This window comes from Erythrobacter sp. RANMB8 (genome assembly GCF_056848235.1).
Map to the genome: position 1 here is coordinate 64,197 of NZ_JBREHG010000014.1, position 13,230 is coordinate 77,426.

Annotated in this window: 10 protein-coding genes and 1 pseudogene; 9 read left to right on the forward strand and 2 right to left on the reverse strand. The window is 66.3% G+C overall.

The window, feature by feature from the left end; all coding sequences use genetic code 11:
- Both ACU0AG_RS14070 and ACU0AG_RS14075 read left to right on the forward strand, forming a co-directional pair.
- Positions 1–1,005, forward strand: a complete 1,005-nt coding sequence (locus ACU0AG_RS14070) for a sugar kinase (protein WP_482782907.1) — start codon at positions 1–3, stop codon at positions 1,003–1,005.
- Positions 992–2,509: a carboxylesterase/lipase family protein gene (locus ACU0AG_RS14075; RefSeq protein WP_482782908.1), complete on the forward strand. Its 1,518-nt coding sequence runs from the start codon at positions 992–994 to the stop codon at positions 2,507–2,509. The genes ACU0AG_RS14070 and ACU0AG_RS14075 overlap by 14 nt, the downstream gene beginning before the upstream one ends.
- A gap of 10 nt (positions 2,510–2,519) precedes the next feature.
- On the opposite strand, the gene ACU0AG_RS14080 is transcribed toward ACU0AG_RS14075, so the two are convergent.
- Positions 2,520–3,860: a pectate lyase family protein gene (locus tag ACU0AG_RS14080; RefSeq protein ID WP_482782909.1), complete on the reverse strand. Its 1,341-nt coding sequence runs from the start codon at positions 3,858–3,860 to the stop codon at positions 2,520–2,522.
- 176 nt (positions 3,861–4,036) lie between these two features.
- Between ACU0AG_RS14080 and ACU0AG_RS14085 the strand changes: the two are divergent.
- From ACU0AG_RS14085 to ACU0AG_RS14115, 7 genes and pseudogenes are all read left to right on the forward strand, one after another.
- Positions 4,037–6,022, forward strand: a pseudogene (locus ACU0AG_RS14085) (TonB-dependent receptor); the annotation flags it as partial.
- 37 nt (positions 6,023–6,059) lie between these two features.
- Complete coding sequence (locus ACU0AG_RS14090) at positions 6,060–6,782, forward strand: TonB-dependent receptor domain-containing protein (RefSeq protein WP_482782936.1); 723 nt, start codon at positions 6,060–6,062, stop codon at positions 6,780–6,782.
- A 92-nt stretch (positions 6,783–6,874) separates the two neighbouring features.
- Positions 6,875–7,837: an alpha/beta hydrolase gene (locus tag ACU0AG_RS14095; RefSeq protein WP_482782910.1), complete on the forward strand. Its 963-nt coding sequence runs from the start codon at positions 6,875–6,877 to the stop codon at positions 7,835–7,837.
- Between the two features lie 29 nt (positions 7,838–7,866).
- The gene (locus ACU0AG_RS14100) at positions 7,867–8,874 is read left to right on the forward strand and encodes a TRAP transporter substrate-binding protein (RefSeq protein ID WP_482782911.1); all 1,008 of its coding nucleotides are present in this window, start codon (positions 7,867–7,869) and stop codon (positions 8,872–8,874) included.
- 14 nt (positions 8,875–8,888) lie between these two features.
- Positions 8,889–9,347 (forward strand): TRAP transporter small permease, encoded by a 459-nt coding sequence (locus tag ACU0AG_RS14105; RefSeq protein ID WP_482782912.1) that lies wholly within the window; start codon positions 8,889–8,891, stop codon positions 9,345–9,347.
- Positions 9,347–10,630: a TRAP transporter large permease gene (locus tag ACU0AG_RS14110; RefSeq protein ID WP_482782913.1), complete on the forward strand. Its 1,284-nt coding sequence runs from the start codon at positions 9,347–9,349 to the stop codon at positions 10,628–10,630. Before ACU0AG_RS14105 ends, ACU0AG_RS14110 begins: the two co-directional genes overlap by 1 nt.
- A 66-nt stretch (positions 10,631–10,696) precedes the next feature.
- Positions 10,697–11,779, forward strand: a complete 1,083-nt coding sequence (locus ACU0AG_RS14115) for a phytanoyl-CoA dioxygenase family protein (protein ID WP_482782914.1) — start codon at positions 10,697–10,699, stop codon at positions 11,777–11,779.
- Positions 11,780–11,783: 4 nt separating this feature from the next.
- Here the strand turns inward: ACU0AG_RS14115 and ACU0AG_RS14120 are convergent, their stop codons facing one another.
- A complete protein-coding gene (locus ACU0AG_RS14120) occupies positions 11,784–13,022 on the reverse strand; it encodes a polyhydroxyalkanoate depolymerase (RefSeq protein ID WP_482782915.1) in 1,239 nt (412 codons plus the stop codon).
- Positions 13,023–13,230 lie beyond the last annotated feature (208 nt).

The window sequence follows — 13,230 nt, forward strand, 5'->3', positions numbered from 1 at the left end:
ATGACCGTCACCTGCTTCGGCGAGATCCTGCTGCGCCTCTCGCCGCCCGACCGGCAGATGCTCGTGCAGGCGCAGGGCCTCGACATGGTCGCTGGCGGGGCCGAGGCCAATGTCGCCTCGGCGCTGGCGAGCCTTGGGCATGAGGTGCGCTTTGCCGGGGTTCTGCCGGATAATCCGCCGGGCGATCGGGCACTGGCGGCGCTGCGGGCGAGCGGGGTGGGCGTGCAGCACATCACCCGCGCGCCCGGGCGCATGGGGCTCTACTTTCTCGAAGCCGGTTCCGGCCCGCGCCCTTCGGCGATCACCTATGATCGCGCCGGCAGCGCCTTTGCCTGCGCCGCGCCGGAGAGCATCGACTTTGCCGGAGCACTCGCGGGCGCAAGGCTGCTGCATTGCGGCGGGATCACCCCTGCACTCGGCCCGCAAGGTGTAGCGCTGGCGCGGGCGGCCCATTCTGCGGCGCGCAGCGCCGGGGTGCCGGTGTGTTTCGACGGGAATTACCGCGCCCGGTTGTGGGCGGCGTGGGACAGCGATCCGGCCGCGATCCTGCGCGATTTGGTCGCCGATGCGACCATCCTGATCGGCAACCACCGCGACATCTCGCTGCTGCTCGGACGCGATTTCTCCGGCGCGGGCGAGGACCGGCGGCGCGAAGCGGCCGAGGCGGCCTTCGCGGCTTTCCCCAGGCTCGAACTGATCGCCTCGACCGCACGGCATCTGGTGACGAGCGATCATCACCGCATCAGCGCAAGGGTGGACAGCCGCCGCACCAGCCACCAGACGCAGGAGATCGACGTCACCGGTATCGTCGACCGGATCGGGACGGGCGATGCCTTTGCGGCAGGCGTGCTCGACGGCTGGCTGGAAGGCGGGGAGCTTGCCGTGATGGCCGGTCGGGGGCTGGCACTCGCGGCGCTCAAGCATACGATCGCTGGCGATATGTGTCCGGTCAGCCGCGCCATGCTCGATGGTTTCAGCGCCGGTGCAGGCGATGTCCGCCGCTGAAGGCTGGTCGCGCCGCGCTGCACTGGCGGGCGGGGCGGCGCTGCTTGGCGGGCTCGCGGTTCCGGGGCGGGCGACCACGATCCGCCTGCCGGAAGTGCGCAGCGCATCGGGGCACTACATCGGTGCCTTTGCCTATGACCCCGCCGACAATGTCACGCTGCGCGCGCACCGCTTTGCCGGGATCCGCTACGCCCGCGCCGAGCGGTTTTGCGCGCCCGTGCCGGTCATCTCGCACGCGCCGATGGCCGAACAGGCCGCAGGGTTCGGCCCCGCCTGCCCGCAAGCAGGCAGCGCCTATCAGCCGCAATCGGAAGACTGCCTGTTCCTCAATGTCTGGGTTCCGGCAGGCGGGAAACGCGCTCTTCCGGTGATGGTCTATTTCCACGGCGGGGCCTATTCCACCGGCTCGGTCACCGACCCCCTCAATGACGGCGCGGCGCTGGCGGCGCGGGGGCAGGTTGTGGTGGTGACGGTCAACCACCGGCTGAACGCGCTGGGCTATCTCTACCTGCCCGAGGTCTTCCCCGACAGCGGGAACGCAGGACAGCTTGATCTGATCTGTGCGCTCGAATGGGTGCAGCGGAACATCGCGGCTTTCGGGGGCGATCCGGGCAACGTTACGCTGTTCGGGCAATCGGGCGGGGGCGCCAAAATCGCCACGCTGATGGCGATGCCCGCCGCCGCAGGGCTGTTCCACAAGGCGATCACCATGAGCGGGCAGCAGGTTACCGCCTCCGGGCCGATGAACGCCGCAAAGCGCGCCGCAGCATTCCTCGCGGCGCTGGGGCACGATCCGGCGACGACGCCGGTTGCCGCGCTCGTCGCCGCGCTTGACGCCTCCGATCCGGTGCTGGGCGGACGGGTCTATTTCGGGCCGGTGGTCGATATGCGCCACCTTCACCGCCACCCCTTCTGGCCCGATGCGCCGCCGCAATCGGCCGCAATCCCGATGCTGCTCGGCAACACCATCGCCGAGACGCGCGCTTTCTATCCGCCCGATAGCAAGGTGCTGAAGGGCCTCACCTTCGACAATCTCGCCGAACGGATCGGGCCCGAGATGCGAGTTGACCTCTCGCCCGGCTGGGTCGTGGACCAGTTCCGCGCCCGCTATCCCGAAGCATCGCCCGACGAGCTGTTCCACCGCATTGTCACCCCGGCGCGCAGCTGGCGCGGGCAGGTGGAAGAGGCCGAGGCGCGGGCGCGGGACGGGCGCGCCAATACCTTCGTCTACCAGCTCGATTTCGACAACGCCAAGCACACCGACGATATCGGCCTCGCCTTCGGCACGGTGCCCGGTGCGACCCCGGCACAGGCCGCAATGAGCGCGCGCGTGATGGACGCCTTCGTCCGCTTCGCCCGCACCGGCGATCCGGGCTGGCCCGCCTATGACCTTGAACGGCGCCAGACGATGGTGTTCGACCGCGACAGCCGCGTGGTCAGCGACCCGCGCCGGTGGGAGCGCGAGCTGTTCGCCCGCGCCCCCTACGTGCAGCCGGGGACCTGACGGCCAGCCCTTACTTCGCGCCGGCCCGCATCCCGCGGTCGCGGGGCGAAAGATGTTCCTGCGCGCCCGGCTTCTGGCCCGGCCAGATGCCCGATTTCGGGGTCATGGTGGCCAGATCCCACTCGGCCTCGACAAACGGGGCGCTGACCGGATCGACCACGGGATAGCCGCCCACCTCGCTTTCATCGTCGATCACCTCGCCGCGCCCCTCGGCGATGAAGAACAGGACGCGCAATTCCTCGCTCCCGCGATTCCACGGACGGGCCCCGGCGGTGGCGAGCACGGTGGTCTCGACCTCGGCGGCGGGCAGGATGGCATAACCATCGAGGCTGGCGAGCGGCGCCTTCGCCGTGATCAGTTTCGCAGCGGTGTTGCCATAACGCCCGAACTGCGGAAGCGGGTTGCCGTGCCGGTCAACCGCGAGATTGTCGCGCCCGTAATAGGCCAGATCGCCCACCCCGCCCAGCATCAGGAACGGCAGGCCCGGCACGGTATCGTCGCCCCCGCGCATGACATTGCCGACCGCCGTGATCTCGCCCGTCACGTGCGGCTGGCCGGCCCATTCGAGGTCCATCAGGTTGTAATGCACCGCGCGCCGTTGCGGATTGTAGATCAGGTTGTTGATCATCAGCACCTGCGCCCCGCCCTTCACCAGCGGGCTGCGTTCGACATTGTGCGCCCAGATGTTGCGATCGAAGACGATGCCGGTGGCATTATCGTGCACCAGCGAACCCTTGGAATGTTCGCCCTTGGGATGGCTGGAATCGGCCAGACCCTCGGCGGCGAGGTTGAGCCGGAAGACGATGTCGTGGCTGGTGCCCTCGCGCCATTCCTCCACCGTGGTGCCGGTGAAGCGCGGGCCGGAGGCGGACATGTTCTCGTCCACGCCCCACAGGAAGGTGCAGTTCTCGATCACCACCCGCGCGGCGCGCACGGTGGACAGGGCATCGGCTTCCCACCCGCTGCGCTTGGCCTGCCCGTCGGCACCGGTGAGCACGCGGATGTGCTGGATCTTCACATCATGGGTCTTGATGTCGATCCCGCCCTTGATGATCGTGATGCCGGGGCCGGGTGCGGTCTGGCCGGCGATGGTCAGGAAGGGGTTGTTGATATCGATGCTGGTGCGGCCAAGATCGATCACCCCTGCCACTTCGAACACGATGATGCGCGGCCCCTTGGCCTTGATCGCGGCGCGCAAGCTGCCCGGGCCATCGGCGGCCAGTGTCGTCACCCGGATGATCCGCCCGCCTGCCCCGCCCTGTGTGGGATCGGCGGGATGGGCATGGGTCTGTTGCGGCAGGAACACAGCAGCCACCGCGAAAGCCACCAGAAAGGCAAAAAAACCGCGCATTTCAGCCACTCTCCCAAGTTTCGCTCCGCTGCTTGACAGAAACGCGGGGGCATGGCAATCGATAATGACACCGGTTACCAAAATCGGGGGAGAGGGGAAGAGCGCGGCAGCGCTGCTTTGCGGCATTCGGGGGAAACCGGTGTCACTCTCTCAGGGGAAAAACAGGGAGAGACTGCGTGTCACACATTGCCAGCCACATCCGGTTGAAATCCGTCCTGCTCGTCGGGAGCGCTCTGGCCCTGCCCTCGGCAGCGCTTGGCCAGACCCAGGAGGCCGCAACCGTAGAACAGCCGGCCGGCGAGGATATCGTCGTCACCGGCTTCCGCAGCAGTCTCAACGCCGCGCTCGGCCAGAAGCGCGAGGCCGTGAATGCCGTCGATGTCATCCTTGCCGAAGACATTGCGGACTTCCCCGATCTCAACCTCGCCGAATCGATCCAGCGCATTCCCGGCGTCTCGATCGACCGCGATAATGGCGAAGGCCGCACGATCACCGTGCGCGGCCTCAATCCCGATTTCACCCGCGTGCGCATCAACGGGATGGAAACGCTCTCGACCACCGGTTCGACCGACTCCTCGGGCGGCACCAACCGCGGGCGCGGGTTCGATTTCAACACCTTCGCCTCAGAGCTGTTCCGCAGCATCAAGGTGTCGAAGTCGCCGACCCCCGCCACCGAGGAAGGATCATTGGGCGCAGTGGTCGATCTGTCGACCTCGCGGCCGCTGGATTATGGCGGCGGCCTGACCCTCGCCGGTTCGGCGCAGGCGCTCTACAATGATGCCTCGCGCAAGTTCAATCCGCGCCTCGCCGGTCTGGTCAGCTATGCCAATGATGCCGAAACCTTCGGCGCCCTGCTCTCGGTCGCATGGACCCCGCGCGACATCGTGGAGGAAGGCTTCAGCTCGGTGCGGTTTGCCGGCAACCCGGTGCCCGCCGCCGGCGCGGCGCAAAGCTTCACCCTGCGCAACGCCTTCCAGAACGAGGCGGCCTTCCCCACGGCGGCAACCGCCTTCTTCCCCCGCATTCCGCGCTACGGCGTGCTGACCTCGGACCAGGACCGGCTGGGGATTACCGGCGCCCTCCAGTTCGCCCCGAGCGAGCGGACCACGATCAGCCTCGATCTGCTCTATTCGCGCTTCGCCGGGACCCGCCGCGAGGAGTTTCTCGAAGCGATTTCGTTCAGCCGCAACACGGCTGACGGCATCCGCCAGACCGACATCGTCGCGCTGGAAGTCGATCCCGAAACCCGCAACATCATCAGCGGCACTTTCGACGATGTCGATGTCCGGATCGAGAACCGGCTCGATGATCTGGAGACCGAATTCAAGCAGGCCACGCTCGAAATCGAGCACCAGTTCTCCGACCGTTTCAAGGTGCGGCTGAACGGTGGCCTGTCGGAATCCGATTTCCGGATCGCGCAGCAGGTCACGATCATCGCCGATGCCCTGAACGTCGACGGCTATCGCATCGATTTCAGCCAGAACCGCAACGCGCCGCTGATCGATTACAATATCGATGTCACCAATCCGGCCAACTTCCTTGTCAACGAAGTGCGCGACCGGCCGCAGTCGACGCTCAACGAGTTCAAAACCGTTGCGCTTGAAGGCGACTGGGCGGCGACCGACACCATCAGCCTTCAGGCTGGCGGTTCGTACAAGCAGTTTGCCTTCGCCTCCACCGAATCGCGCCGCGACCGGGTGCTGACCGCAACCACCGTGGTGCAGCCCTTTGTGCTGACCGCAGCGGAATCGAGCCTTGCGCGAATGGGTTCGGGCGCCCCGGGCCCCGACGGAATCGATCGCACCTGGGTGGTGCCCGATATCGAAGCGATCGCGGCCCGCGTCGGGCTGTTCACCGGCAACTTCCCGCTGGTGCTCCAGAACGGTGCGCAGAACGAGGTGGTCGAGAACGATTATGCCGCCTTCCTCCAGGGCTCTCTCGATACCGAACTCGGTTCGTGGGGCCTGCGCGCAGTGGCCGGGGTGCGCTATGTCCGCACTGAAGTCACCTCGACCGGCATCCTGAGCGGCACCACGGTTTCGGTCGACAACGCTTATACCGATTGGCTGCCGACCGTGTCGGTGGTGCTGGAACCGACCGACAAGCTGCTGATCCGCGGCAACATCGCCCGCCAGATGGCACGCCCGACGCTCGCCAGCCTGACGCCGGGGGGGTGCCTTCAACCCCTTCGGCCAGACGCTGAGCTTCGGCAATCCGCAGCTCGATCCGTTCCGCGCCAATTCGTTCGATCTGGGGATCGAATGGTATTTCGCCCCGGAATCGCTGCTGTCGGTGGCCGTGTTCTACAAGGACATCGAAACCTTCGTGACGCGCGCGACCGAGTCGGTGCCGTTCAGCTCGCTCGGCCTGCCTGACAGCCTGCTCGAAGGATCGCCCTCCGGTCCGGATGACATCTTCAACGTCACCCGCAACATCAACGGCGAGGGCGGCGATCTGAAGGGGATCGAGATCCAGTACCAGCAGCCGTTCACGTTCCTGCCCGGTGTGCTGAAGAATTTCGGCTTCCTCGGCAACCTGACGCTGCTCGATTCCAAGGTGAACTACGGCACCGCCGCCGCCCCGCTGCGCGACCAGCTGACCGGCCTGTCGAAGACCGGGTTCAACACCACGCTCTATTACGAGGACAAGAAATTCAGCGCCCGCGTCTCCGGCGCCTACCGCAGCAGCTTCCTGACCCGCGTGCCGGGCCAGAACGGCAACGACATCGAAGGCACACGATCGACCTTCAACCTCGATGCCGCGATGAGCTATGCCGTGAACGACCGGATCAGGGTGACGCTGGAGGGGATCAACCTGCTCGACACCATCCGTCCGCAATTCGTCGACAGCGTGGGCGATCGTCCGGTGACCTTCAACCGCACCGGCCGCACGGTGCTGGTGGGTGCGCGCTTCACGATGTGATCTGCCCTCGCGCGGCGGGGCTGACCAAGCCTCGCCGCGCTGCCTTGCCGCATGACTTCCGGGACACGCCGTTGATTGACCGCCGCATTGCCATGGCCGGATTGGGATGGGCTGCCGCCGCGCCGTTCGTCGCCGGTCGGGCCATCGCCGCGGCCCCGGCCGGAGAGCCTGCATACGAGCCCGCAAGCTGGGTCGCACTCTGGCCGGGCCCCGCGCCCGGCCAGCCTGCCGTGCTGCCGCAAGAACAGATCGTCGAACGCTCGGCCGATCCGGCCAGGCCTGACCGCATCATGCAGGGCATTGTCATGCCGCGCATGGCCGTGTTCCGCCCGCAGCAGCCGGGCGGAGCCGCCGTGCTGATCGCGCCGGGCGGCGGATATCGCCATGTCGTGATCGACAAGGAAGGCTTCGAGCTGGGGCGCTGGCTGGCGGAGCGCGGGATCACCGCCTTCGTGCTGTTCTATCGCCTTCCGCATCAGGGCTGGGCCGCAGGGCCCGATGTCGCCCTGTCCGATGCCCAGCGCGCGCTGCGTCTGATCCGGCATAGCCATGCCGAATGGGGCATCGATCCGCAGCGCATCAGCGTGATGGGCTTTTCCGCCGGGGGTCATGTCGCCGCCAGCCTCGCGACGCGCTTTGCCGCGCAGACCTATGGGCCGGTCGATGCCGCAGACAGGGTGTCCGCCCGGCCGGATGCGGCGGCGCTGATCTATCCCGTCATCTCCATGCGCACCGGACTTGCCCATCCCGGCTCGCGTGAACGTCTGCTGGGTGCGGATCCCCCCTCCGCACTGGTAATGGCGCATTCTCCGGACGAGACCATCCCGGAGGATGCGCCCTTTTTCTTCCTGCTGCACGCCGAGGATGACGAAGTGGTTCCGGTCGGCAATGCGCTGGCCATGCGCGCTGCGTTGACAGCGCGGGGGATCGCGGTGGATTCGCACTTCTACGCAAGCGGCGGGCACGGGTTCGGCATCAGCCGGGCGGCGGGCAAGGCGGTCGCCGCCTGGCCGGAAGCATGGCTCGCATGGGCGCGTGCGACAGGCGTGGTATGAAGGCGGGAAGGAAAGGGGTGGTCGCGCCGATGGCAGTTTCTGGCAGACCGACGCGGCGGGCCGTGCTGGGCGGCGCGATTGCACTCGCCGGCGCAGGACTGCTGCCGGGCTGCGGCCCGCGCATCGGCGGGATGTTCACCGCCACCGATGGCCACCCCGCCGATTACCCGACCGTGCGCGCCGTGGAATTCATGGGCCGGTTTCTCTCCGAACAGACCGGCGGACGGCTGGGGATCAAGATGTTTGCCGGAGGGCAACTGGGCAGCGAGGCCGATACGCTGGAAATCACCAGCTTCGGCGGCATCGATCTTAACCGGGTCTATTTCGCGCCGCTCAATTCGATCGAGCCGATGACCCTGCCGTTCTCGCTGCCGTTCGTGTTCGATTCGGTCGATCACATGCGGCGCGTGGTGGATAGCCCGGTAGGCGGCGAGGTGCTGGCGTCGCTGGAGCCGCACGGGCTGATCGGGCTGGCGATCTACGATTCCGGTTCGCGCAGCTTCTACAACACGCAGCGGCCGATCCGTTCGCCGGACGACATGAAGGGGCTGAAGCTGCGGGTGCCCGCGTCCGATCTGTCGGTTGCGATGATCAATGCGCTGGGCGCCAATGCCGTGCCGATCCCGCTGGGCGAAACCTACCAGTCGCTTGCGCAAGGCGTGATCGACGGGGCCGAAAACAACCTGCCATCCTTCACCAGTTCGCGCCATTACGAGGTGGCATCCTTCCTCAGCATCAGCGACCACCTGTTCACCCCCGAAGCGCTGGTGATGAGCAAGGTCAGCTATGACCGGCTGTCGGGCGCCGACCGCGATCTGGTGCGCGAGGCGGCGCGCCGTTCGGTCCCCGAAATGCGGCGCCTGTGGGATCTCCGCATGAACGAGGCGCAGGCGATGCTCGCCGCATCGGGCGTTGCGATCAACACCGTCGACCGCGCGCCCTTTGCCGATCTGATGCGACCGGTGTGGGATCGCTTCATCACCTCTGCGCAGCAGCAATCGGTGCTGGCCCGGATTCTGGAGATGCGTCCGCGATGATTGCGATTGAACGAATGACCGGTTGGCTGATCCGCTCTGCCGCGTTTGGACTGGTCGCCATGGCAACGATTGTCATCTGGCAGGTGTTCGGGCGCTTCGTGCTCGATTCCAGCCCCTCGTGGACCGAACAGGCCGCGCTGGTGCTGATGATCTGGTATGTGATGTTCGCCTCTGCCGCAGGGGTGCACGAAGGGTTCCATATCCGCATTGCCCTGCTGGAAGAACGGCTCGGCCCGCGCGCGACCTTGCTGCGCCGGATTACGGCGCTGGTCGTGCTGGCACTGGGTCTGGTGCTGCTGGTTTACGGGGCGCAGCTGGTCTGGCTGGTGCGCGGCAATGCGATGCCCGCGCTCGGGATCAGCCGCGCGGTGGCCTATGTCCCCATGCCCGTGTCCGGACTGCTGATGGCGCTGTTCGCCCTGCCGCAGGTGCTGGACGGAAAGCCGCGCGGCGATGAAGGGGGCAGCGCCTGATGGAACTGCTGGTTCTGTTCGCAAGCCTCGCGCTGCTGCTGGTGCTGGGGGTGCCGGTCGGCTTCGCGCTGCTCGGCGCGGCGCTCGCCTGCTTTGCCGTGATGGGCATCCCGCCGATCGTCGCGGTGCAGCGGGTCGCCGCGGGCATCAGCGTGTTCACCCTGATGGCGATCCCGTTCTTCATCTTCGCCGGAGACCTGATGTACCGCGCCGGCATTGCCGAACGGCTGGTGCGGGTGGCCGATGCAGCGATGGGCCGGATGCGCGGCGGGCTGGGCGTGGTCGATGTCGGCGCATCGATGATGTTCGGCGCGGTGTCCGGCTCGGCCATCGCCAGCGCCTCGGCGATCGGATCGACGATGGTGCCGCTGATGAAGGAAAAGGGTTATCCGGGCGACTTTGCGGTCAATGTCACAGTGACGGCGGCGATTGTCGGCTTGCTGATCCCGCCTTCGCACAACATGATCATCTATTCGGCAGCATCGGGCCTTGGGGTATCGATCGCGGACCTGTTTCTGGCGGGGGTGTTTCCGGGCCTGCTGACCGGCTTCATGCTGATGGGCACGACCTGGCTGGTGGCGCGGCGGCGCGGCCTGCCGCGCGGCAGCTTCCCCGGCTGGCGGGCCTTTGCCCGCGCCGCGGTGTTCGCCGTGCCCGGCCTGATGACCGCCGTGATCATCATGGGCGGCATCCTGAGCGGCATTTTCACCGCGACCGAAAGTTCCGCAATCGCCGTGCTCTACACGGTGCTGGTGGGCGCGCTGGTGTATCGCAGCCTCGGCTGGTCGGCATTCTGGGAAGCGGCGCGCAAATCGGTGCGCACGGCAGCGATGGTGCTGTTCATCATCGCCGCCGCCACGGCTTTCGGATTTGCGATGGCCCTGCTCGAAGTGCCGCAGCAGCTGGGGCAGCTGATCGGCTGGATGACCGATAACCCGCTGCTGACCCTGCTGATCATCAATGTCCTGCTGCTATTGCTGGGAACCTTCATGGACATGGCGCCGCTGATCGTCATCACCACACCGATTTTCCTGCCGGTGGCGATGGATGTGGGCGTGGACCCGGTGCATTTCGGAATCATCATGATGCTCAACCTCGGGATCGGGCTGGTGACCCCGCCGGTCGGATCGGTGCTGTTCGTCGGGTCTGCCGTGGGCGGGATTCCGGTCACCACGCTGGTGCGCACGATCATGCCGTTCTATCTGACCCTGATAGCGGCCCTGCTGCTGATCACCTACGTGCCGGCCCTGTCGCTCTGGCTGCCGGGGCAGTTCGCATCCTGAGAACCATCCGATCAATCATGCCGTTAACCCTATAGAGAAACTTCCGCGGCAATAACGGCAGCCGTTATGGGCCAACTCAATGTATCCAGCGATACGTCCGCGTTCGAAGTCGCTGCCGTGCTCGATGCAGGCGGCAGGCTGACCGATGCCTGCGCCCGGCAGGCGGCGGGGATGATGGATACCTACGGGCTGGTGGTGCTCACCGGGCTGCTGTCCGATGCCGAGGCCGATCACGCGCTGGCGTTGATGCGGCAGACCATCGAGGATCCCGACCGCAGCCATTCGACCTTCGCGAGCGAGACCGACAACCACTACATGCGGCGCGATTTCTGCTCGCTGCCGTCAAGCCCCGAAGTGATGCACTTTGCCGCGACCCTCGCGCGGCGGCTTGAAGGCGTGTTGTCGGAGTTTTGCGGACGCACGCGCCCGTTGCTCGAAGTGGCCACCTTCACCAGCTACCTCGGCTCCTCGCACCAGTATATCCACCGCGATCCGGCCGGGGTGATCAGCCTGTTTGCAGCCGTGGAGGATGTGTCCGAAGCCCAGGGCGGGACGGTGTTCGTGCCGGGCACGCATATGTATGGCGGCGCCGGCAACACCCATGGCGGCGCGGCCTTTGCGCTGATGGAGCTGTTCCGCACACGCTGCAACTGGCGCATCCTGCGGCACAATCTGACCAAGCTGCTGGCGATGCGCCGCAGCGGGCCGGCCGCACTCGTCCCCGGCGAATTCCGCGACCGGGTGTTTTCGGCCAAGTGGGATCTGCACCAGCCCAATCTGTTGCGGTTCGTTCTGGGCAAGAACGCGCAGTTCAGCCTGCGCAATCTTGGCCCGCGCACCCTGTGGCAGCTGTTCCGCCGCGGCCAGATGCTCGACGATACCTTCGCGCTCGTGCAGACAGCGCCGCGCAAGGGCTCGGTCATCATCTATCGCAGCGATCTGCTGCACGCAGGGCCGGACAACCGCTCGCCCCGCCCGCGCCGCTTTTTCGGCATGAGCATCGCGCGCGACATGATCGAGCGCAAATACTGGCACGACGGCTATTCGCCGCACCCGACGCTCACGGCAAATCCCGTGACCTTCGGCGATCTGCTGGAACTTGCGCCTGCGCCGTCACAGCACCAGCCTGAAAGCGCGCTGGCCGGATAACGCCTTACCCGGCGTGGGCGGCGATCCATTCCTCGACCACCGGAGCGACCTTTTCGCGCCAGCGGCTGCCGTTGAAGATGCCGTAATGGCCCGCGCCCTCGGCCATGTAATAGCGCTTCATCGCGTCGGGCAGGTTCGGCGTCAGCTTGAGCGCGGCGCGGGTCTGGCCGAGGCCCGAGATATCGTCCCGCTCGCCCTCGATCGCCAGCAGCGCGGTGCCGGTGATCGCCGTCAGATCCACCACTTCGCCCTTGTGGCGGAACTCGCCCTTGGGGATCGAGTGCTTCTGGAACACCTCCTCCACCGTCTGGAGGTAGAATTCGGCGGTCATGTCGCACACCGAGCGGTATTCGTCATAGAAGGTCTTGGTCGCCTGCGCGCTCGCCTCGTCGCCGATGGTGAGGTGTTTGAACATCTCGTAATGGCTCATCATGTGGCTGGAGAGGTTCATCGACATGAACGCCGACAGTTGCATGAAACCGGGATAGACCCGGCGGCCCGCGCCCGGATACTTGCCGGGAACGGTCGCGATCACGCTCTGGCGGAACCATGCGATCGGGCGCTGCATCGCCATGTTGTTGACCACGGTCGGGCATTCGCGGGTGTCGATCGGCCCGCCCATCATGGTGAGGGTGGCAGGCGTGGCGGGCGATTTGTGGAGATTGAGCAGCGCGGTCGCGGCGAAGGCGGGCACCGAAGGCTGGCACACTGCCATCATGTGGATGCGCTGGCCGCCCGCTTCGGAATGGACGTGCTCGGCAAAGTCCATCAGGTAGTCGATATAATCGTCGAGATCGAACTTGCCCGCACTCGCCGGAACCATCTTGGCGTCAGCCCAGTCGGTGATGAACACTTCCGCCGATTCCAGCATCCGTTCCACCGTGCCGCGGAGCAGCGTGGCGTAGTGGCCGCTCATCGGGGCGACGATCAGCAGGCGCGGGCGGTCTGCCGGAGTGCCCTCGACGCGGAAGCGCAGGAGATCGCCGAAGGGGCGCTTCAACACCACGCTTTCAGTCACGGCGTGGGACTTGCCGCCAATATCCACGCTGGCGATGCCGAATGCGGGCTTGCCGTAATGCGCGGTGGCGTGGGCAAAGACATCGAGCGCGCTCGCCGCCATCGGCCCCATGCCGAAAGCGGTCAGCGGATTGGCGGGGTTGGAGAGCAGATTGGCGCTGATCGAAGCAAGCGCGCTGGCGCTGTTCATCCAGCTGCGTTGCAGCTCATAGGCGTGATAAAGCATGCAGTTACCCTTGCGCGACGAACACTCCGGCGCCTCATCCCCCGGGCACCTTGGGATAACAGATGCGCCTTCGCGCCCCATTGTGCAATGCACAATTACGCTAAGGGCTATCGGGGCGGCTGCCAGCCTGTGCTTTTTGCACGTGAAATCCGCGCGCTTCGCGGCTAGGGCGCTGCGATCATGCATGGCGAAACCCAGACCCGCGGGC

Coding starts and splice junctions, on each gene's coding strand:
- ACU0AG_RS14070 (WP_482782907.1), top strand. CDS start 1: ATGACCGTCACCTGCTTCGGCGAGATCCTGCTGCGCCTCTCGCCGCCC.
- ACU0AG_RS14075 (WP_482782908.1), top strand. CDS start 992: ATGTCCGCCGCTGAAGGCTGGTCGCGCCGCGCTGCACTGGCGGGCGGG.
- ACU0AG_RS14080 (WP_482782909.1), bottom strand. CDS start 3,860: ATGCGCGGTTTTTTTGCCTTTCTGGTGGCTTTCGCGGTGGCTGCTGTG.
- ACU0AG_RS14095 (WP_482782910.1), top strand. CDS start 6,875: ATGGCCGGATTGGGATGGGCTGCCGCCGCGCCGTTCGTCGCCGGTCGG.
- ACU0AG_RS14100 (WP_482782911.1), top strand. CDS start 7,867: ATGGCAGTTTCTGGCAGACCGACGCGGCGGGCCGTGCTGGGCGGCGCG.
- ACU0AG_RS14105 (WP_482782912.1), top strand. CDS start 8,889: ATGACCGGTTGGCTGATCCGCTCTGCCGCGTTTGGACTGGTCGCCATG.
- ACU0AG_RS14110 (WP_482782913.1), top strand. CDS start 9,347: ATGGAACTGCTGGTTCTGTTCGCAAGCCTCGCGCTGCTGCTGGTGCTG.
- ACU0AG_RS14115 (WP_482782914.1), top strand. CDS start 10,697: ATGGGCCAACTCAATGTATCCAGCGATACGTCCGCGTTCGAAGTCGCT.
- ACU0AG_RS14120 (WP_482782915.1), bottom strand. CDS start 13,022: ATGCTTTATCACGCCTATGAGCTGCAACGCAGCTGGATGAACAGCGCC.